Source organism: Streptococcus sp. KHUD_015 (assembly GCF_051106265.1).
Taxonomy (GTDB): domain Bacteria; phylum Bacillota; class Bacilli; order Lactobacillales; family Streptococcaceae; genus Streptococcus.
Genome location: NZ_CP193665.1, coordinates 1,298,281 through 1,319,718, shown reverse-complemented (window position 1 = coordinate 1,319,718; position 21,438 = coordinate 1,298,281). Strand labels below are relative to the sequence as shown.

Annotated in this window: 18 protein-coding genes; 16 read left to right on the top strand and 2 right to left on the bottom strand. The window is 38.8% G+C overall.

The genetic code is table 11. The features are described from left to right. Positions 1 to 155 precede the first annotated feature (155 nt). The 5 genes from parC to ACORHU_RS06025 all read left to right on the top strand — a co-directional run bounded on the left by parC (position 156) and on the right by ACORHU_RS06025 (position 8,595). Positions 156 to 2,636: a DNA topoisomerase IV subunit A gene (gene parC, locus ACORHU_RS06045; protein ID WP_434363921.1), complete on the top strand. Its 2,481-nt coding sequence runs from the start codon at positions 156 to 158 to the stop codon at positions 2,634 to 2,636. Positions 2,637 to 2,963: 327 nt separating this feature from the next. Next, a complete protein-coding gene (locus tag ACORHU_RS06040) occupies positions 2,964 to 5,414 on the top strand; it encodes a thiol-activated cytolysin family protein (protein WP_434363919.1) in 2,451 nt (816 codons plus the stop codon). Between the two features lie 618 nt (positions 5,415 to 6,032). Next, positions 6,033 to 6,758, top strand: coding sequence for a CppA N-terminal domain-containing protein (locus tag ACORHU_RS06035; protein WP_140834675.1), 726 nt, complete (start codon positions 6,033 to 6,035; stop codon positions 6,756 to 6,758). Beyond that, positions 6,755 to 7,690: a serine hydrolase domain-containing protein gene (locus tag ACORHU_RS06030; RefSeq protein WP_140834674.1), complete on the top strand. Its 936-nt coding sequence runs from the start codon at positions 6,755 to 6,757 to the stop codon at positions 7,688 to 7,690. The genes ACORHU_RS06035 and ACORHU_RS06030 overlap by 4 nt, the downstream gene beginning before the upstream one ends. Positions 7,691 to 7,698: 8 nt before the next feature. Continuing rightward, positions 7,699 to 8,595 (top strand): DMT family transporter, encoded by an 897-nt coding sequence (locus tag ACORHU_RS06025; RefSeq protein ID WP_140834673.1) that lies wholly within the window; start codon positions 7,699 to 7,701, stop codon positions 8,593 to 8,595. A gap of 41 nt (positions 8,596 to 8,636) precedes the next feature. On the opposite strand, the gene ACORHU_RS06020 is transcribed toward ACORHU_RS06025, so the two are convergent. Next, on the bottom strand, positions 8,637 to 9,335 hold the full coding sequence (locus ACORHU_RS06020) for a GntR family transcriptional regulator (protein ID WP_125451029.1): 699 nt from the start codon (positions 9,333 to 9,335) through the stop codon (positions 8,637 to 8,639). 140 nt (positions 9,336 to 9,475) lie between these two features. Here ACORHU_RS06020 and guaA point away from each other — a divergent pair, with 140 nt between their 5' ends. Together guaA and ACORHU_RS06010 are read left to right on the top strand one after the other, a co-directional pair. Next, complete coding sequence (gene guaA, locus ACORHU_RS06015) at positions 9,476 to 11,038, top strand: glutamine-hydrolyzing GMP synthase (RefSeq protein ID WP_140834671.1); 1,563 nt, start codon at positions 9,476 to 9,478, stop codon at positions 11,036 to 11,038. A 190-nt stretch (positions 11,039 to 11,228) separates the two neighbouring features. After that, entirely contained in the window at positions 11,229 to 11,696 is a 468-nt protein-coding gene (locus ACORHU_RS06010; protein WP_004635121.1) for a GNAT family N-acetyltransferase, read from the top strand. A 261-nt stretch (positions 11,697 to 11,957) separates the two neighbouring features. Here the strand turns inward: ACORHU_RS06010 and ACORHU_RS06005 are convergent, their stop codons facing one another. Then, the gene (locus tag ACORHU_RS06005) at positions 11,958 to 12,998 is read right to left on the bottom strand and encodes a tyrosine-type recombinase/integrase (RefSeq protein ID WP_434363916.1); all 1,041 of its coding nucleotides are present in this window, start codon (positions 12,996 to 12,998) and stop codon (positions 11,958 to 11,960) included. 372 nt (positions 12,999 to 13,370) lie between these two features. Between ACORHU_RS06005 and ACORHU_RS06000 the strand changes: the two genes are divergently transcribed. The 9 genes from ACORHU_RS06000 to ACORHU_RS05960 all read left to right on the top strand — a co-directional run bounded on the left by ACORHU_RS06000 (position 13,371) and on the right by ACORHU_RS05960 (position 21,402). Next, positions 13,371 to 14,657 (top strand): peptidase U32 family protein, encoded by a 1,287-nt coding sequence (locus ACORHU_RS06000; protein ID WP_049535202.1) that lies wholly within the window; start codon positions 13,371 to 13,373, stop codon positions 14,655 to 14,657. Between the two features lie 314 nt (positions 14,658 to 14,971). Then, positions 14,972 to 15,172: a F0F1 ATP synthase subunit C gene (locus ACORHU_RS05995; RefSeq protein ID WP_001054560.1), complete on the top strand. Its 201-nt coding sequence runs from the start codon at positions 14,972 to 14,974 to the stop codon at positions 15,170 to 15,172. A gap of 33 nt (positions 15,173 to 15,205) precedes the next feature. Continuing rightward, positions 15,206 to 15,916 (top strand): F0F1 ATP synthase subunit A, encoded by a 711-nt coding sequence (gene atpB, locus ACORHU_RS05990; RefSeq protein WP_000392870.1) that lies wholly within the window; start codon positions 15,206 to 15,208, stop codon positions 15,914 to 15,916. Positions 15,917 to 15,929: 13 nt separating this feature from the next. Then, positions 15,930 to 16,424, top strand: coding sequence for a F0F1 ATP synthase subunit B (atpF, locus tag ACORHU_RS05985; RefSeq protein ID WP_020902744.1), 495 nt, complete (start codon positions 15,930 to 15,932; stop codon positions 16,422 to 16,424). Next, positions 16,424 to 16,960, top strand: coding sequence for a F0F1 ATP synthase subunit delta (locus ACORHU_RS05980; RefSeq protein WP_261046556.1), 537 nt, complete (start codon positions 16,424 to 16,426; stop codon positions 16,958 to 16,960). Before atpF ends, ACORHU_RS05980 begins: the two co-directional genes overlap by 1 nt. A 14-nt stretch (positions 16,961 to 16,974) precedes the next feature. Then, the gene (atpA, locus tag ACORHU_RS05975; protein WP_000996629.1) at positions 16,975 to 18,480 is read left to right on the top strand and encodes a F0F1 ATP synthase subunit alpha; all 1,506 of its coding nucleotides are present in this window, start codon (positions 16,975 to 16,977) and stop codon (positions 18,478 to 18,480) included. Between the two features lie 15 nt (positions 18,481 to 18,495). Next, positions 18,496 to 19,374 carry a F0F1 ATP synthase subunit gamma gene (locus tag ACORHU_RS05970; protein ID WP_000301224.1) on the top strand — a complete coding sequence of 293 codons (879 nt, stop codon included), beginning with the start codon at positions 18,496 to 18,498 and terminating at the stop codon, positions 19,372 to 19,374. A 191-nt stretch (positions 19,375 to 19,565) separates the two neighbouring features. Further along, complete coding sequence (gene atpD, locus ACORHU_RS05965) at positions 19,566 to 20,972, top strand: F0F1 ATP synthase subunit beta (RefSeq protein ID WP_000094358.1); 1,407 nt, start codon at positions 19,566 to 19,568, stop codon at positions 20,970 to 20,972. Positions 20,973 to 20,982: 10 nt separating this feature from the next. Beyond that, on the top strand, positions 20,983 to 21,402 hold the full coding sequence (locus tag ACORHU_RS05960) for a F0F1 ATP synthase subunit epsilon (RefSeq protein WP_203180456.1): 420 nt from the start codon (positions 20,983 to 20,985) through the stop codon (positions 21,400 to 21,402). Positions 21,403 to 21,438: the final 36 nt, after the last annotated feature.

The window sequence follows — 21,438 nt, the reverse complement described above, 5'->3', positions numbered from 1 at the left end:
TTTCTACATCCTTTTATCATTACACACACTCTACATTCTTTGAAAGGAGTTGAACACCCCCTAAATGCTGTGTGAAAAAGATAAATTCTCTTACGAGCATCGCTCGCTTTAAGAATTTCCTATTTTCACTTTGCATTTTACGGGCTTAGTATCCTATGTCTAACATTCAAAACATGTCCCTTGAGGACATCATGGGAGAGCGCTTTGGTCGCTACTCCAAGTACATCATTCAAGACCGGGCTTTGCCAGATATTCGTGATGGATTGAAGCCGGTTCAGCGTCGCATTCTTTATTCGATGAATAAGGATGGCAATACCTTTGATAAGAGTTACCGCAAGTCGGCCAAGTCTGTCGGTAACATCATGGGGAATTTCCACCCACACGGGGATTCTTCTATCTATGATGCTATGGTTCGTATGTCACAGGACTGGAAAAATCGTGAAATTCTAGTCGAAATGCATGGTAATAACGGTTCTATGGACGGAGATCCGCCTGCGGCTATGCGTTATACTGAGGCGCGTTTGTCTGAGATTGCAGGCTATCTTCTTCAGGATATCGATAAAAAGACCGTTCCTTTTGCTTGGAACTTTGACGATACCGAGAAAGAACCGACTGTTCTGCCGGCAGCCTTTCCAAATCTTTTAGTCAATGGTTCGACTGGGATTTCGGCTGGTTATGCCACGGATATTCCACCGCATAATTTGGCCGAAGTTATCGATGCGACAGTTTACATGATTGACCACCCAACTGCCAAGGTAGATAAACTAATGGAATTCTTGCCTGGACCAGACTTCCCTACAGGGGGGATTATTCAGGGGCGTGATGAAATTAAGAAAGCCTACGAAACTGGGAAAGGGCGCGTGGTTGTTCGTTCCAAGACTGAGATTGAAAAGCTAAAAGGTGGTAAGGAACAAATCGTTATCACTGAGATTCCTTATGAAATCAACAAGGCCAATCTAGTCAAGAAAATCGATGATGTTCGTGTCAATAACAAAGTGGCAGGGATTGCTGAGGTTCGCGATGAGTCTGACCGTGATGGTCTTCGTATCGCTATCGAACTCAAGAAAGACGCAAATACCGAGCTTGTTCTCAATTATCTCTTCAAATACACAGACCTGCAAATCAACTACAACTTTAACATGGTGGCGATTGACAATTTCACGCCTCGTCAGGTTGGGATCGTTCCAATCTTGTCTAGCTACATCGCCCACCGTCGTGAAGTGATTTTGGCACGTTCACGCTTTGACAAGGAAAAGGCTGAGAAACGTCTCCATATCGTCGAAGGTTTAATTCGCGTGATTTCGATTTTGGACGAAGTTATTGCTCTTATCCGTGCTTCTGAGAATAAGGCTGACGCCAAGGAAAACCTCAAAGTCAGCTATGGTTTTACAGAGGAGCAGGCTGAGGCTATCGTTACCTTGCAACTGTATCGTTTGACCAATACGGATGTCGTTGTCTTGCAGGAAGAAGAAGCAGAGCTTCGTGAAAAGATTGCCATGCTTGCGGCTATTATCGGTGATGAACGGACTATGTACAATCTCATGAAGAAAGAGCTTCGTGAGGTCAAGAAGAAATTTGCGACTCCACGTTTGAGTACTTTAGAAGACACTGCGAAAGCAATCGAGATTGATACAGCTAGTCTGATTGCTGAGGAAGATACCTATGTCAGCGTGACCAAGGCAGGTTACATCAAGCGTACCAGCCCGCGTTCTTTTGCAGCTTCAACGCTAGAGGAAATTGGTAAACGTGATGATGACCGTTTGATCTTTGTACAAGCTGTCAAGACAACACAGCATCTTTTGATGTTCACAACTCTTGGAAATGTCATTTATCGACCAATTCATGAATTGGCTGATATTCGTTGGAAGGATATCGGTGAGCATCTGAGTCAGACCGTTACAAACTTTGAAACTAACGAAGAAATCCTTTATGTGGAAGTCGTGGATCAGTTTGATGATGCGACAACCTACTTTGCGGCGACTCGTTTCGGTCAAATCAAGCGTGTAGAACGCAAAGAATTCTCTCCATGGCGAACCTACAAGTCTAAGTCTGTCAAGTATGCTAAGCTCAAAGACGATACAGACCAGATTGTAGCAGTGGCTCCGATTAAACTAGATGATGTTCTTTTGATTAGCCAAAATGGTTATGCCCTTCGTTTCAATATCGAAGAGGTTCCAGTTGTCGGTGCTAAGGCTGCAGGTGTCAAGGCTATGAATTTGAAAGCAGATGATGTCCTCCAATCTGCCTTTATCTGTAACACTTCATCATTCTATCTCTTGACCCAGCGTGGAAGTTTGAAACGTGTTTCCATCGAGGAAATTCCAGTAACCAGCCGTGCCAAACGAGGACTACAAGTCTTGCGTGAGTTAAAAAACAAACCGCACCGTGTCTTTTTGGCTGGTGCAGTTGCAGAGCAAGGATTTGTTGGTGATCTCTTCAGTACAGAGGCGGACAGGAATGACCAAACTCTGATTATCCAATCCAATAAAGGAAGGACCTATGAAAGCCGATTAAAAGACTTGAACCTATCAGAACGAACAAGTAACGGTAGCTTTATATCCGATACCATTTCAGATGAAGAAGTTTTTGATGCTTATCTTCAGGAAGCTTATACAGAACTTGAATCTAAGAAATGATAAAAAACAATGAAAAGCTTTTCATTAAGAAATTTCTTAAGCTATAGATTTAAGAGTTGAATTTGATTATATATACAAAAACGAACAGTGCTGATTCCCAACTGATAGGGACTCAATCCTGTTCGTTTTCTTGTCTTTATTGGTATAGACCGCCTGGTATTTAATTGTGAAATTATTAATATGTTGTCAATTATTCAAGCTAGATTAATAAAAAAATAATATTTTTTAAGAAAACGATTGCGCATATATTATTTTTATGTTATACTTTTATTGTTTCAAGAAAGCGCGTTCAAGAAATAGTTGCTTTTAATATAAAAGGAGTTTTGTATGTCTCAAAATAAACAAGATAAAGGATTTCGTTTTTCTATTCGTAAACGTAGTGTTGGAGTATGTGGTGTTGCCATTGCAACATTTTTGCTAGGTTCTGGCCTTGTATTTCAAACAAATGTAGTAAAAGCAACAGAGCCAAGCGTTGCTGCAGTTGCTGGTGAAAATATTGCTGCACATAAGTCTGCAAGTCAGAGTTCGACTGCTTATGGTGCAGATGCTTCTAGAGCGGTTGACGGCAATCGAGATAATGACTACGGCCATCGCTCAGTTACTCATACAGATTTTCAAGATCATTCTTGGTGGAAAGTTGATCTAGCAAAAGAAGAAGGTGTGGGAACTGTTCGTATTTACAATCGTGGAGACAGTAATGTAGGGGATCGTTTATCTAATTTTGATGTTATTTTGTTAGATAAAGATGGAAATGAAGTGGCTCGTCAACATGTTGATAGTTTAAATGATCAACCAACAGTTGATGTTCAATTCACTGGAGTTAATGCACGATATGTAAAAATTGAATTAAATAAATCTAAAACTGCACTTAGTTTAGCAGAAGTTGAAGTATATCGTTCTCTAGGTGAAAATATTGCTGCTCATAAGTCTGCAAGTCAGAGTTCGACTGCTTATGGTGCAGATGCTTCTAGAGCGGTTGACGGTAATCGAGATAATGACTACGGCCATCGCTCAGTTACTCATACAGATTTTCAAGATCATTCTTGGTGGAAAGTCGATCTAGCAAAAGAAGAAGGTGTGGGAACTGTTCGTATTTACAATCGTGGAGATAGTAATGTAGGGGATCGTTTATCTAATTTTGATGTTATTTTGTTAGATAAAGATGGGAATGAAGTAGCTCGTAAACATGTAGATAGCTTAAACAATCAACCAACAGTTGATGTTCAATTCTCAGGAGTTGATGCACGATATGTAAAAATTGAATTAAATAAATCTAAAACTCCACTTAGTTTAGCAGAAGTTGAAGTATATCGTTCTGCAAAATCAGAAAAGATTGTAGAAAATAAGAAAACAGAAAACAAAGTTAAAACAGATTACACTGCAGAACTAAATAAATATTTGTTTGGTTTGAATTATGATAAAACAAATATTTTAACTAGACGAGGCGAGGCAATAGAAAATTACACGAATACAAGCACAAAACAACAAGGAAATGAATTTGTGGTTGTGGAAAAAGTGAAGAAGAACCTTTCTAGTGGTCACGCTGATGTTGCTATTAATGGCAACGGAGATATTTTCCTAGGTGCTTTGTTTAAAGCAAATCAAGACCTTCTAGAAAATAAACCACAACAAATTAGTTTAGATCGTAGCAAAGGTAGAATTAGTGTTGATTTACCAGGAATGGTAGGCGGAGATAGCTATGTAGATGCTAATCCAACTGTAAGTGGTATGCAGGAAGGTGTAAATACCTTGTTAAATCGTTGGCATGAGAAGTATGCTGGGAAGAACCCTGCTCCAGCACGTATGCAGTACGAATCAACTTCTGCTTATAGCATGAATCAATTAAAAGCTAAATTCGGAAGTGACTTTGAAAAAGTTGGAGTTAATCTAAAAATTGATTTTGAAGCTGTCAATAAAGGTGAAAAACAAATTGAGGTAGTTGATTTTAAACAAGTTTACTATACTGCTAACTTTGATGCTCCAAAAAATCCATCAGATGTATTTGCTTCAGGAGTAACAGTTGATCAATTGAAAGCACGTGGAATTGATGAAAATACTCCTCCTGTATATGTATCAAGCGTGTCATACGGACGTCAAATGTATGTTAAGTTTGAAACAACAAGCAAGAGTACCGAGTTGAAAGCAGCAATCAATGCTGTAATCAAAGGTGTGCCTATTAAACCAGAATCTGAATGGGCACGTGTTTTGAAGAATACAACTGTAACAGTTTCCATCGTAGGTGGAAATGCTGATGGCGCTGCACGTGTTGTGACAGGTACAGTAGAAGATTTGAAGAAATTGATTCAAGAAGGAGCTACTTTCAGTACGCAAAACTCTGCTGTTCCAATTTCTTACAAGACTGCATTCTTGAAAGATAATCAAGTAGCTACAATTCAAAGCAATACAGACTACATTGAAACTAAAGTGACTTCATACAAAAATGGTTACCTCAATTTACAACATAAGGGAGCTTATATTGCTCGTTACTATGTTTACTGGGATGAAGTGACTTATGACAAGGATGGTGTTGAAAGTATTCGTTCACGTCAGTGGGAGCATAACGGTCAGAACAGAACAGCTGGTTTCCAAACTGAAATTCAATTTAGAGGAAATGTGCGCAATATACGCGTGAAGATTCAAGAAAAAACAGGTCTTGTTTGGGAACCATGGCGTACTGTTTACAATCGTACCGATCTTCCTTTAGTCCAAAAACGTACCATTATTAATTCAGGTACAACAATCAGACCAAAATACGATGAAAAAGTTGAAAACAACTAATTCTCACTTATAAAAATAATTAGTTATACTAATGAATTGAACCCCAAAAGTTAGTCCAAATTCTAACTCTTGGGGTGTTTTTCTGTGTCTTGTTTTATGAGTAGTTTACATATAAGTATATATGTAAATTAATCGTTATTGTGAATAGCATTATAGATTTATTAGACCCAAGGTAAGAAGACATCTCTTGTTTTTATATTCAAAGCTATAGCGGTTAATATTTAAGGAGACCTTCAAGTTCAAGTAGTCAATAAGAAGAAATTCTCTTGTAGTTTAAGATTTTTTAGGATAGTTATGAATTTAATTCTCGATAAAGGGATCTATTTTAGGAGTCATTTTCTAGCTTCTTTAGGTAACCATCTCCGAATGGACCTCTTGTGATTTACATTAGTTTACTTTTTCCATAGGGCATAGGGGTGTGTATAGTAGATATATTTATTGGAAAATGTCTATTCTGTGTTTTATTATGGATATATTTACTTCAATTTCTCCTAAGCATTGAGTTTTAACTCATGTTCCTCAAAAAGATGTTTAATGAGGTTAAAATTGTTAAATTTGAGTATAATATCTTGTAAAAAATTCTAAAATCCTATAAAATAAAAAGTGACGGAGGAATTTATGAATGTAAATCAAATTGTACGGATTATTCCTACTTTAAAAGTTAATAATAGAAATTTAAATGAAACCTTTTATATGGAAACCCTCGGTATGAAAGTTTTGTTAGAAGAGTCAGCCTTTCTATCACTAGGTGATCAAACAGGCCTTGAAAAACTTGTTTTAGAAGAAGCTCCAAGTATGCGTTCTCGTAAAGTGGAAGGAAGAAAGAAGCTGGCTAGATTACTTGTCAAGGTGGAAAATCCCTTGGAAATTGAAGTCTTATTAGCTAAAACAGATTCGATTCATCGATTATATAAGGGGCAAAACGGCTACGCTTTTGAAATTTACTCTCCAGAAGATGATTTGGTTTTGATTCATGCGGAAGATGATAGAGAAAGTCTAGTAGAAGTAGAAGAAAACCCTGAATTTCAAACAGATTTGGAATCAATTTCTTTAAGTAAATTTGAGATTTCCATGGAATTACATCTCCCAACTGATGTCGAAAGTTTCTTGGAAGTATCTGAAATTGGGGCGTCACTTGATTTTATACCAGCTCAGGGTCAAGATTTGACTGTGGACAATACAGTTACTTGGGACTTATCTATGCTCAAGTTCTTGGTCAATGAACTAGATATAGCAAGTCTTCGCAAGAAATTTGAGTCTACCGAATATTTTATTCCTAAGTCTGAAAAATTCTTCCTTGGAAAAGATCGAAATAATGTTGAATTGTGGTTTGAAGAAGTATGAAGTGGACCAAGATTATTAAAAAAATAGAAGAACAAATCGAGGCAGGGATTTATCCCGGAGCCTCTTTTGCGTATTTTAAGGACAATCAATGGACGGAGTTCTATTTAGGACAGAGTGACCCAGAGCATGGCTTACAGACTGAGGTAGGACTAGTTTACGATCTAGCCAGTGTCAGCAAGGTTGTTGGGGTTGGCACAGTTTTTACCTTCTTGTGGGAAAAAGGTCAATTAGATATTGACAGACTTGTAACAGATTTTTTAGCTGAGAGTGATTATCCAGACATCACTATTCGCCAGCTCTTGACTCATGCAACAGACCTTGATCCTTTTATTCCTAATCGTGATCTTTTAACAGCCCCTGAATTAAAGGAATCTATGTTTCATCTCAACAGACGAAGTCAATCAGCCTTTCTTTATTCGGATGTCCATTTTTTGCTGTTAGGTTTTATCTTGGAAAGAATCTTTAATAAAGAACTGGATGTAATTTTACAAGAACAAGTTTGGAAACCGTGGGGAATGACGGAAACCCAGTTTGGGCCTGTTGGGTTTGCTGTTCCAACAGTTAGAGGTGTCGAGGCAGGTCTGGTACATGATCCCAAGGCTCGCCTCTTGGGCAGACATGCAGGTAGTGCTGGTTTATTTTCGACTGTAAAGGATTTACAAATCTTTTTAGAACACTATTTAGCAGATGATTTTGCAAGAGATTTGAGTCAAAATTTTTCACCTTTGGATGACAAGGAACGTTCTTTGGCATGGAATTTGGAAGGAGATTGGCTAGACCATACGGGCTATACAGGTACCTTTATCATGTGGAATCGTCAGAAGCAAGAAGCGGCCATTTTCCTATCCAACCGTACCTATGAAAAGGATGAGAGAGCTCAATGGATTTTAGACCGTAATCAAGTGATGGACTTGATTCGTAAAGAAGAGTAAGGAGAGACATGTCAAATAGTTTAAAAGGGACTCTATTAACAGTTGTGGCTGCTATTGCTTGGGGTTTGTCAGGAACGAGTGGCCAATACCTGATGGCACACGGAATTTCGGCTTTAGTTTTAACTAACTTACGACTTTTAATCGCTGGCGGGATTCTCATGGTCTTGGCTTATGCTACTGCAAGGGATAAAATGCTGGCCTTCTTAAAGGATAGAAAGAGTTTGCTATCTCTTCTCATTTTTTCTCTAATTGGTCTTTTTCTCAACCAATTTGCCTATCTGTCTGCTATTCAGGAGACCAATGCAGGAACAGCGACGGTGCTTCAGTATGTTTGTCCTGTCGGAATTTTAATTTATAGCTGTATCAAGGATAAGGTGGCGCCGACACTGGGAGAGATAGTTTCTATCATATTAGCTATCGGAGGGACCTTTCTTATTGCAACACATGGGCAGTTGGACCAGTTATCCATAACACCTACAGGCTTGTTCTGGGGGCTCTTTTCTGCTCTGACTTACGCACTTTATATTATTTTGCCAATAGCCTTGATTAAGAAGTGGGGGAGCAGCTTGGTCATCGGTGTGGGAATGGTCATAGCAGGTTTGGTCGCTCTTCCTTTTACAGGAGTTCTACAGACTGCTATCCCAACTAGTCTTGATTTTCTCCTTGCATTTGCGGGCATTATCCTTATCGGGACTGTCTTTGCCTATACAGCCTTTCTAAAAGGAGCCAGTCTGATAGGACCGGTCAAGTCAAGCTTGTTGGCTTCAATTGAGCCAATATCGGCGGTTTTCTTTGCCTTCTTAATTATGAATGAACAATTTTATCTCGTTGATTTTCTTGGTATGGCAATGATATTAGTTGCTGTAACTCTGATTTCTTTGAAAGATTTACTCTTAGAAAAATAAAAAGACTCTTTGTCCGTGACAGAGAGTTTTTGCCTAGTAATCTAATTGTTTTCAAGATAAAATTCAAAACGTTCGCCTACATATTGACTTTTTACATATTCAAAAGCTGTTCCATCTTCTAGGTAGGAAACTTGAGTCAGCCCAAGAATGGCATGTCCTCTTTCAACTTCCAAATAGTGAGCGATCTTTTCTTTAGCGAGGCGAGCATAGATGGTCTGCTGTGATTTACCAATACGGTAGCCATATTTTTGCAGGGTTTGGAAGAAATGACTGGTGATTTCTTCTTTTTTAAAGTTCTTAATAAATTTTTCAGGAATAGAAGCAACTTCATAAACCAGAGGAACATTGTCGGCATAGCGAACACGTTCCATTCGGATAATGTTTTCGGTTGGAGAAATTCCTAACTTAGCAACTTCTTGCTCATTTGGAATGGTTTTTCTGTAAGAAATGAGCTGGCTAGAGGGAATTTTGCCTTGAGACTTAACAATTTCAGTAAAACTGGTTGTCCCTCGCATCTTTTCTTGTACTCGAGTACTGGACACAAAGGTGCCGCTCCCTACCCTGCGTTCCAAAACGCCTTCTTCGACTAAAAGAGATACAGCTTGACGAAGGGTCATGCGGCTGACCTCAAATTGTTCAGCCAAATCTCTTTCACTTGGCAGCCTCTCACCAATGGCCCAACGGTGATCGTCAATATCCTTTTTAATCTGATCATGGATTTTCATATAAGCAGGTAGCATATTTTCACTTCGTTTCTATCTTTTCTCTATTGTACCCTAATAAACAAGAAAAAGTCAAACTTCGCCTTGTTTAGTTGGTAATTCACTAGTATTTGTGATAGAATATTGAGAAAAGATATTTCTTTTGAGAAAGGAAAAAGATGAGCAACATTTCAACTGATTTGCAAGATGTAGAAAAAATCATCGTATTGGACTATGGTAGCCAATACAACCAGCTGATTTCACGCCGTATCCGTGAGATTGGTGTTTTTTCAGAACTAAAGAGCCATAAAATTTCAGCTGCTGAAGTTCGTGAAATCAATCCTGTAGGAATTATCCTTTCAGGTGGTCCAAACTCTGTATACGAAGATGGTTCATTCGATATTGACCCAGAAATCTTCGAACTTGGCATTCCTATTTTGGGAATCTGTTATGGTATGCAGTTATTGACCCATAAACTTGGAGGAAAAGTGGTTCCTGCCGGTGATGCTGGAAATCGTGAATACGGTCAATCAACCCTAACACACACACCGTCAGCGCTTTTTGAATCAACACCTGATGAACAGACTGTTTTGATGAGCCATGGTGATGCAGTTACTGAGATTCCTGCTGACTTTGTTCGTACAGGTACATCAGCTGACTGCCCATACGCAGCCATCGAAAATCCAGATAAACACATTTACGGTATCCAGTTCCACCCAGAAGTTCGCCATTCTGTATACGGAAATGATATTCTTCGTAACTTTGCCCTTAACATTTGTAAGGCTAAAGGCGACTGGTCAATGGATAACTTCATTGACATGCAGATTCAAAAAATCCGTGAAACAGTCGGTGACAAACGTGTCCTTCTTGGCCTATCAGGTGGGGTTGACTCATCTGTCGTTGGAGTTCTTCTCCAAAAGGCTATTGGGGATCAATTGATTTGTATCTTCGTAGACCACGGTCTTCTTCGTAAAGGAGAAGCAGACCAAGTTATGGACATGCTTGGTGGTAAGTTTGGTTTGAATATCGTCAAAGCAGACGCTGCTAAACGTTTCCTTGACAAACTTGCTGGCGTTTCTGACCCTGAACAAAAACGTAAAATCATCGGTAATGAATTCGTGTATGTCTTTGATGACGAAGCAAGTAAGCTCAAAGATGTGAAATTTCTTGCTCAAGGTACCTTGTATACAGACGTAATTGAATCTGGTACGGATACAGCTCAAACTATCAAGTCACACCACAACGTGGGCGGTCTTCCAGAAGACATGCAGTTTGAATTGATTGAACCACTCAACACTCTTTATAAAGACGAAGTTCGTGCCCTTGGTACAGAGCTTGGTATGCCAGACCATATCATATGGCGCCAACCATTCCCAGGACCAGGACTTGCTATCCGTGTCATGGGAGAAATTACTGAAGAAAAGCTAGAAACAGTTCGTGAGTCAGACGCTATTCTTCGTGAGGAAATTGCTAAAGCAGGTCTTGACCGCGATATCTGGCAATACTTCACTGTTAACACAGGCGTTCGTTCAGTCGGTGTTATGGGTGACGGTCGTACTTATGACTATACGATTGCAATCCGTGCTATCACCTCGATCGATGGTATGACAGCTGACTTTGCCAAAATTCCATGGGAAGTTCTTCAAAAAATCTCAGTACGTATCGTAAACGAAGTGGACCACGTTAACCGTATCGTCTACGATATTACAAGTAAACCACCTGCAACCGTTGAGTGGGAATAGAGTTAATGAGTTAAAAAAAGCCTAGAAATCAATCTTTCTAAGGCTTTTTACTTTATTTTAACAACAATTTAACAACAAAACTATAATTTTCACTATAAACTATACTTATCTTTAATCTACTTTTAAATAGGTATATATGGTATAATATGGTATAATATGATAAATTTGAAGGTGTGGAGGAAAAAATAAGATGTTTGTGAGAAAATTTGAACCTAAAGATGCAGAAAAAGTGTCAGAATTAGTTGTAACAACTTTAAGAACTACTAATATCAAAGATTATTCATTAGAGTATATAGAAAATGATGTAAAGATTTTGCAACCACAAAATATTTTAGAAAGAGCAAACTGGATGCATTTTTATGTGGTATGTGATGCTGAAAAGATTGTTGGGTGTGGGGCGATAGGACCATATTGGGATAAAGAAGATGAAAGTAGTCTTTTCACTATTTTTGTACTACCGGATTATCAAGGAAAAGGTGTAGGGCGAATGATTATTGAAACACTTGAGAAAGATGAATTTTTCCTTCGGGCAAAAAGAGTAGAAATTCCAGCTTCTATAACTGCAACACCTTTTTATTTGAAGATGGGATATAATTATAAGAATGGGATTACTCTTCCGGACGAAGAAGGGTTATTGAGATTGGAAAAATATAGATAAATTGAGGCTTTCTTGGCAACAACGGAAAGACAACTCCCAGTTTGTCGAACGTAAAGTATTAAAGACGATAGAAATAAAAAATCTATCGTCTTTTTCATGCCTATTTTCAATTTATATTGTGAGCAATAAATAGGGAAAACTCGCAAGAGTTGCTAACTAGTATTTCAAATGTAATCTCGGAATTATATGAATTATAACTAATAATACGGTAAACACTAATAGTTTACCGTAGGAATCTAAAGTTTAATCGGACAGACTTCGCTAGTCAGACAAAACTTTAGATTGAAAATTTTTAGTATTCTGATTGCCATTAAATTTACTTTTTCTGACAATATTATCACTCACCACTACTTTCCCAGTCATCCTAGTAGCTACTTCTTTCATAGCATTTGGCCTTAAATGAGAGTAGGTTCCAAGTGTTGTCTTAATATCAGCATGTCCTAGACGATTTTGCATTTCTAAATCATTCATTCCTAGAGAGAGCATAAAGCTGGCATGAGAATGCCTTAAATCGTGGATCCTTATTGATTTTATTTTTGCGTAATCACTATGAGATTTTAGAACACGTTTAAGAGTTGATTTTACCAACGGACTATCTGCTATGGAAAATACAAATTTACATTCTCCTATTTGAGATTGTGCTTTCTTCCAATATTTCAAATGTTCTAATGTATCATCATCAAGATAAAAAAGCCTTACACCTGATATAGATTTTGTATCAGTAAGATACCACTCTTTTTGGCTTTTATAATACATTGAGCAGTTTATTAAAGCAGTACCTTTTTCAAAATCTATTTTCGACCATTCAATAGCTTGTAATTCACTTGTCCTAACTCCAGTCATAAAGAAAAACCAAAATGTAGTAAAATACAATAATTCATAGATATTAGATTTATCAAATGTACTAATGAATAGCTGAAATTCTTCTACCGTCCAAAAATCAACTTTAGGACGGTCTTTTTTTACGTTTCCTACCGTCTTAGCAACATTATTTGACAACATACCCAATTTAACTGCTAAATCAAAAATCTGTTGTAACATTTGATGAACAGAACGAATATAATTATTAGATAACCCCTCTATAAACATTGCATTTTGCCACTTCTTTACATGAGGTGCTTGAATATCCGATAACTTCATATTCTCAAAAAATGACAGTCTTTTAAATTTTGATTGTGTCATATCAAAAGTACGTTTTCTTACTTGGCTCTTATAGTCTGGTATAAAATAATCATCAAGAAACTTTTTAAAAGTCATTGTGCTATTAACAGTTATAGAACCTTTACCAAAGTCGGCAAGCATAATATTTTTCTTGAAGTAGAAGAATACCATTATCTCCGTTAACAACAATTTAACAACAAAAGACTCAAATAATATCAAATCGTACTCATTGATTGTATTATCAATCACTATTAAATCAACTACCCTAAATAGCCAATATCTGACTTTTAGTGAGTGGGAATAGTCGTTTAAGGACTAGATTATTCCATGTAGTTTAATTAGCCAGTATCTTTGGATACTGGTTTTTACTTTATCGGCTCTTTTTACTACTTGTTTCAACTGCTGAAAGATTAGAATTGTCAAAACAATCTGTCCAGGCTTGATTTTATGGCTTATTTACTATAAAATGAGAAGGAAAAACGTCAAACTTTTATATTGCAAATAGGAGAAAACATGACAAAAACATTAAAACGTCCTGAGGTTTTATCACCTGCAGGGACTTTAGAGAAGCTAAAGGTAGCTGTTCAGTATGGAGCAGATGCTGTCTTTATCGGTGGTCAGGCCTATGGTCTTCGTAGCCGTGCTGGAAACTTTACCTTTGAACAGATGGAAGAAGGTGTTCAGTTTGCGGCTAAGTACGGTGCCAAGGTCTATGTAGCTGCCAACATGGTTATGCACGAAGGAAATGAAGCTGGTGCCGGTGAGTGGTTCCGTAAACTGCGTGATATCGGAATCGCGGCAGTTATCGTGTCTGATCCTGCCTTGATTATGATTGCAGCGACAGAAGCGCCTGGTCTTGAAATCCACCTCTCTACCCAAGCCAGTGCCACTAACTATGAAACGCTTGAGTTCTGGAAAGAATTGGGCTTGACTCGTGTCGTTTTGGCGCGTGAGGTTTCGATGGAAGAATTAGCTGAAATCCGCAAACGTACTGATGTAGAAATTGAAGCCTTTGTCCACGGAGCCATGTGTATTTCTTACTCTGGTCGTTGTACTCTTTCAAACCACATGAGTATGCGTGATGCTAACCGTGGTGGTTGCTCTCAGTCTTGTCGTTGGAAATACGACCTTTACGATATGCCATTTGGTCAAGAACGCAAGAGCTTGAAAGGTGAAATTCCTGAAGAATTTTCAATGTCAGCCGTTGATATGTCTATGATTGACCATATTCCAGATATGATTGAAAATGGTGTGGATAGTCTAAAAATCGAAGGACGTATGAAGTCTATTCACTACGTATCCACAGTAACAAACTGCTACAAGGCAGCGGTAGATGCTTATCTAGAAAGTCCAGAGAAGTTTGAAGCAATCAAGCAAGACTTGATTGATGAGATGTGGAAGGTTGCCCAACGTGAATTAGCAACAGGTTTCTACTATGGTACACCATCTGAAAATGAGCAGTTGTTTGGTGCTCGTCGTAAAATTCCTGAGTATAAGTTTGTCGCTGAAGTGGTTTCTTACGATGATGCGACACAAACAGCAACCATTCGCCAACGGAACGTCATTAACGAAGGGGACCAAGTTGAGTTTTATGGCCCAGGTTTCCGTCATTTTGAGACTTATATCGAAGATTTGCATGATGCTAAAGGAAATAAGATCGATCGCGCTCCAAATCCAATGGAACTATTGACTATCAAGGTTCCACAACCTGTTCAAGCTGGAGATATGGTTCGAGCTCTCAAAGAAGGTCTCATCAATCTTTATAAGGAAGATGGAACCAGCGTCACAGTTCGTGCTTAATAAATATGTAGGGGACGAAAGCTTTCTAGTTGCTTTCCCTTTAATCCTATTTACTAAAAGAACATTAGGTTAAAAAAATATATTAATTTCCATCCGAGATTTCATCTCGGATTTTTTCATTATTTTTCAGAAAGACCTAGATAATAGACGGATTTATTACAAGTTTTTTCCAAAATTTTCTATATAATAGACTTAAAAATAGTAAAATTGTAAATAATTTTCATTAAACGCTTTCAATGTTAGTAAAAAGTTGACAAATCCAATTTTTAGGACTAAACTAAGTAAGTAAATTTTAATTAAAAGGAGAATTCGTCATGAATTTAACATTTTTCGGTCTATGTCTTGCCTGTATGGGTGTATCTCTTGGTGAAGGTATGTTGATGAACGGTTTGTTGAAATCAGTTGCTCGCCAACCAGATATCATCTCAGAACTACGTAGTTTGATGATCCTAGGGGTTGCCTTTATTGAAGGTACTTTCTTCGTTACTCTTGTCTTTTCATTTATCATCAAATAAAAGAAGTATAAATTGAAAAAGGGAGGATTTTAGATGGAAGAAAGTATTAATCCAACCATCAATATTGGTCCTGTTACCTTTAATTTAACCATAGTAGTTTTGACTTTGTTGACTGTAGCACTTATTTTTGGCTTTATTTATTGGGCAACTCGAAATATGACTTTGAGACCCACAGGAAAACAAAATGTATTAGAGTATTTATTTGATTTTGTTGTTGGATTTACAAAATCAAACCTTGGTCCAATGATAAAGGATTATTCTCTCTTTTATTTCTGTTTATTCCTATTTATGGCCATTGCAAATAATATTGGCTTAATGGCTAGAATTCAGACTACAGATGGTGTAAATCTTTGGACCTCACCAACAGCAAATTTGTCATTTGACTTGGTCTTGTCTTTTACAATTATCTTAATGACACACGTAGAAGGAATTCGTCGTCGTGGAATCAAAAAGTATTTAAAAGCATTTGTAACACCAGGTTTTATGACACCAATGAATCTTTTGGAAGAAGTTACCAATCTCCTTTCACTTGCATTGCGGGTCTTTGGTAATATCTTTGCAGGGGAAGTGATGGCAAGTATGTTAGTCCTACTTTCTCATCAGGCCTTCTATTGGTATCCTATTGCTTTTGGAACAAATTTAATCTGGACTGCATTTTCTGTTTTTATTTCTTGTGTACAAGCATATGTATTTACATTGTTATCTTCAATGTACCTAGGAAATAAAATTAATGATGAAGAATAGAAAGGAGTAGTTTATGAATGTAACAGTAGGTGAATTACTTGGTGATTTTATACTAATCGCTGGTTCCTTTATTCTCTTGCTAGTCTTGGTTAAGAAATACGCTTGGTCAAATTTGGCTAGCATTTTCGAACAAAGAGCAGAAAAAATTGCAGCAGATATTGACGGAGCTGAACAAGCACGTCAAAAAGCAGAAGTATTGGCTCAGAAACGCGAAGATGAATTGGCTGGTAGCCGTAAAGAAGCTAAGACAATCATTGAGAATGCGAAAGAAACAGCTGAGAAAAGCAAAGCTAGTATTTTAGCAGATGCTAAGCTAGAAGCAGGACGCTTGAAAGAAAAAGCAAACCAAGAAATTGCTCAAAATAAAGCTGAAGCTTTACAAAGCGTTAAGGGTGAGGTAGCAGATTTGACAATCAGCTTGGCTGGTAAAATCATCTCACAAAACCTTGACGGTCATGCCCATAAAGAACTCATTGATCAGTATATCGATCAGTTAGGAGAAGCTTAATGGACAAGAAAACAGTAAAGGTAATTGAAAAATACAGCATGCCTTTTGTCCAATTGGTTATAGAAAAAGGAGAAGAAGACCGTATCTTTTCAGACTTAGCTCAAATCAAGCAAGTTGCTGAAGAAACAGCCTTACCTTCTTTTTTAAAAAAAGTGGCAGTAGACGAGTCTGACAAGGAAAAAACAATTGCGTTCTTCCAAGATTCAGTGTCACCTTTATTGCAAAACTTTATCCAGGTTCTTATCTACAATCACAGAGCAAATCTTTTTTATGATATTCTTGTAGATTGCTTGAACCGACTTGAAAAAGAAACAAATCGATTTGAAGTGACGATTACGTCAGCTCATCCTTTAACTGATGAACAGAAGAGTCGCTTGCTCCCTTTGATTGAGAAAAAAATGTCTCTTAAAGTAAGGAGTGTAAAAGAACAAATCGATGAAAGTCTTATTGGTGGTTTTGTCATTTTTGCCAATCACAAGACAATTGATGTGAGTATTAAACAACAACTTAAAGTTGTTAAAGAAAATTTGAAATAGAAAGTGGTGTTCTTTTGGCAATTAACGCACAAGAAATCAGCGCTTTAATTAAGCAACAAATTGAAAATTTCAAACCCAATTTTGATGTGACTGAAACAGGTGTTGTAACCTATATCGGGGACGGTATCGCGCGTGCTCACGGCCTTGAAAATGCCATGAGTGGAGAGTTGTTGATTTTTGAAAACGGCTCTTATGGTATGGCTCAAAACTTGGAGTCAACAGACGTTGGTATTATCATCCTAGGTGACTTTACAGATATCCGTGAAGGCGATACAATCCGCCGTACAGGGAAAATCATGGAAGTCCCAGTAGGTGAAAGTCTGATTGGTCGTGTTGTGGATCCGCTTGGTCGTCCAGTTGACGGTCTTGGAGAAATCCACACTGATAAAACTCGTCCAGTAGAAGCGCCAGCTCCTGGTGTTATGCAACGTAAGTCTGTATCAGAACCATTGCAAACTGGTTTGAAAGCTATCGACGCCCTTGTACCGATTGGTCGTGGTCAACGTGAGTTGATTATCGGTGACCGTCAGACAGGGAAAACAACCATTGCGATTGATACAATCTTGAACCAAAAAGGTCAAGATATGATCTGTATCTATGTAGCGATTGGACAAAAAGAATCAACAGTTCGTACGCAAGTAGAAACACTTCGTCAGTACGGTGCCTTGGATTACACAATCGTTGTGACAGCCTCTGCTTCACAACCATCTCCATTGCTTTTCCTAGCTCCTTATGCTGGGGTTGCCATGGCAGAAGAATTTATGTACCAAGGGAAACATGTTTTGATTGTTTATGATGATTTATCAAAACAAGCGGTAGCTTATCGTGAACTGTCACTCTTACTTCGTCGTCCTCCAGGTCGTGAAGCCTTCCCAGGGGATGTTTTCTACCTTCACAGCCGTTTGCTTGAGCGCTCAGCTAAAGTTTCTGATGAACTTGGTGGTGGATCCATTACTGCCCTACCATTTATCGAGACACAAGCAGGAGATATCTCTGCCTATATCGCAACCAACGTGATTTCAATCACTGATGGACAAATCTTCCTTGGTGATGGTCTCTTCAATGCGGGTATTCGTCCAGCCATCGATGCGGGTTCATCTGTATCTCGTGTAGGTGGTTCTGCACAAATCAAAGCCATGAAAAAGGTTGCTGGTACACTTCGTATCGACCTTGCTTCATACCGTGAGTTGGAAGCCTTCACTAAGTTTGGTTCTGACTTGGATGCAGCAACACAGGCTAAGTTGAACCGTGGACGTCGTACAGTTGAAGTCTTGAAACAACCTGTTCACAAACCATTACCTGTTGAGAAACAAGTAACCATTCTCTATGCTTTGACACATGGTTTCTTGGATACTGTTCCAGTAGATGATATTGTTCGTTTCGAGGAAGAGTTCCATGCCTTCTTTGATGCTCAACATCCAGAGATTTTGGAAACCATTCGTGATACAAAAGACTTGCCAGAAGAAGCAGTCTTGGATGCTGCGATTACAGAGTTTCTCAATCAAACCAGCTTCCAATAAGAATAGAGGTGTCAGATGGCAGTATCTCTAAATGATATTAAAACAAAAATCGCCTCAACAAAAAATACGAGTCAAATCACTAATGCCATGCAGATGGTATCAGCTGCTAAGCTAGGTCGTTCTGAAGAAGCTGCTCGCAACTTCCAAGTTTATGCTCAGAAAGTTCGTAAACTTTTGACGGATATTCTTCATGGGAATGGAGCTGGCAGTTCAACCAATCCGATGTTGATTAGTCGTCCAGTTAAGAAGACAGGCTATATCGTCATTACTTCAGACCGAGGTTTGGTTGGAGGTTATAATTCTTCTATTCTGAAAGCCGTTATGGAGTTGAAAGAAGAATACCATCCAGATGGTAAAGGTTTTGAAATGATCTGTATTGGTGGGATGGGAGCTGATTTCTTTAAGGCTCGTGGTATTCAACCACTTTATGAACTTCGTGGCTTGGCAGATCAACCAAGCTTTGATGAAGTTCGTAAGATTATTTCAAAAACTGTTGAAATGTACCAAAATGAACTTTTTGATGAACTCTATGTCTGCTATAACCACCATGTCAATACGCTAACCAGTCAAATGCGTGTGGAACAAATGCTTCCGATTGTTGACTTGGATCCAAATGAAGCGGATGACAGTTACAGTTTGACCTTTGAGTTGGAAACTAGTCGAGAAGAAATTTTGGAGCAGTTGTTGCCTCAATTTGCAGAAAGTATGATTTATGGTGCTATTATCGATGCTAAGACAGCTGAAAATGCTGCTGGTATGACAGCTATGCAAACAGCGACAGATAATGCTAAGAAGGTCATTAATGATTTGACAATTCAGTATAACCGTGCCAGACAGGCGGCGATTACACAAGAAATTACAGAAATCGTAGCAGGAGCTAGTGCTTTAGAATAGGCACTAGTCCAGCTCGTATGAAAATGAACTTATACTCAATGAAAATCAAAGAGCAAACTAGGAAGCTAGCCGCAGGCTGTACTTGAGTACGGTAAAGCGACGCTGACGTGGTTTGAATTTGATTTTCGAAGAGTATTAGGACCTAGTTGAGCTAGGAACCGACAGTATCTTATATAGAATAGGAGAAGGAGATGAGTTCAGGTAAAATTGCTCAGGTTATCGGTCCCGTTGTAGACGTCTTGTTTGCAGCAGGGGAAAAACTTCCTGAGATTAACAATGCACTTGTCGTCTACAAAAATGACGAAAGAAAAACAAAAATCGTCCTTGAAGTAGCCTTGGAGTTGGGAGATGGTATGGTCCGTACTATCGCCATGGAATCAACAGATGGTTTGACTCGTGGAATGGAAGTATTGGACACAGGTCGTCCAATCTCTGTACCAGTAGGTAAAGAAACTTTGGGACGTGTCTTCAATGTTTTGGGAGATACCATTGACTTGGAAGCTCCTTTTACAGAAGACGCAGAGCGTCAGCCAATTCATAAAAAAGCTCCAACTTTTGATGAGTTGTCTACCTCTTCTGAAATCCTTGAAACAGGGATTAAGGTTATCGACCTTCTTGCCCCTTACCTAAAAGGTGGTAAGGTTGGACTTTTCGGTGGTGCCGGAGTTGGTAAAACTGTCTTAATCCAAGAATTGATTCACAACATTGCCCAAGAACACGGTGGTATTTCAGTATTTACCGGTGTTGGGGAGCGTACTCGTGAGGGGAATGACCTTTATTGGGAAATGAAAGAATCAGGTGTTATCGAGAAAACAGCCATGGTATTTGGTCAGATGAATGAGCCACCAGGAGCACGTATGCGTGTTGCTCTTACTGGTTTGACAATCGCCGAATACTTCCGTGATGTAGAAGGCCAAGACGTGCTTCTCTTTATCGATAATATCTTCCGTTTCACTCAGGCTGGTTCTGAAGTATCTGCCCTTTTGGGTCGTATGCCATCAGCCGTTGGTTACCAACCAACCCTTGCTACGGAAATGGGTCAATTGCAAGAGCGTATCACATCAACCAAGAAGGGTTCTGTAACCTCTATCCAGGCTATCTATGTGCCAGCGGATGACTATACTGACCCAGCGCCAGCAACAGCCTTCGCTCATTTGGACTCAACAACTAACTTGGAACGTAAGTTGGTACAATTGGGTATCTACCCAGCCGTTGACCCACTTGCTTCAAGCTCACGTGCCTTGGCACCTGAAATCGTTGGAGAAGAGCACTATGCTGTTGCTGCTGAAGTAAAACGCGTTCTTCAACGTTACCATGAATTGCAAGATATCATTGCTATCCTTGGTATGGATGAGCTTTCTGATGAAGAGAAGACCTTGGTTGCTCGTGCCCGTCGTATCCAGTTCTTCTTGTCACAAAACTTCAACGTTGCGGAACAATTCACTGGTCAGCCAGGTTCTTATGTTCCAGTTGCTGAAACTGTACGTGGCTTTAAGGAAATCCTTGATGGTAAACATGACCAGTTACCAGAAGATGCCTTCCGTGGTGTAGGTTCTATCGAAGATGTGATTGCAAAAGCTGAAAAAATGGGATTTTAAGAGGTGATCTATGGCTCAGTTAACTGTCCAGATCGTGACACCAGATGGTCTCGTCTATGATCACCATGCCAGCTATGTATCAGTTCGAACTCTGGATGGTGAGATGGGGATCTTGCCACGACATGAAAATATGATTGCGGTTTTAGCAGTTGACGAAGTAAAGGTAAAACGTATTGATGATGAAGATCACGTGAACTGGATTGCAGTAAACGGAGGTGTTATTGAAATTGCCAATAATACCATCACAATCGTTGCGGATTCTGCAGAACGTGCTCGTGATATTGATATCAGTCGTGCAGAACGTGCCAAGCTTCGAGCAGAGCGTGAAATTGAAGAAGCACAAGACAAACACTTGATTGACCAAGAACGTCGTGCTAAGATTGCTTTGCAACGTGCCATTAACCGTATTAATGTCGGAAATAGACTATAAGAAAAAAGGCTCTTTGTCAACTGCAGTGGGTTGAAG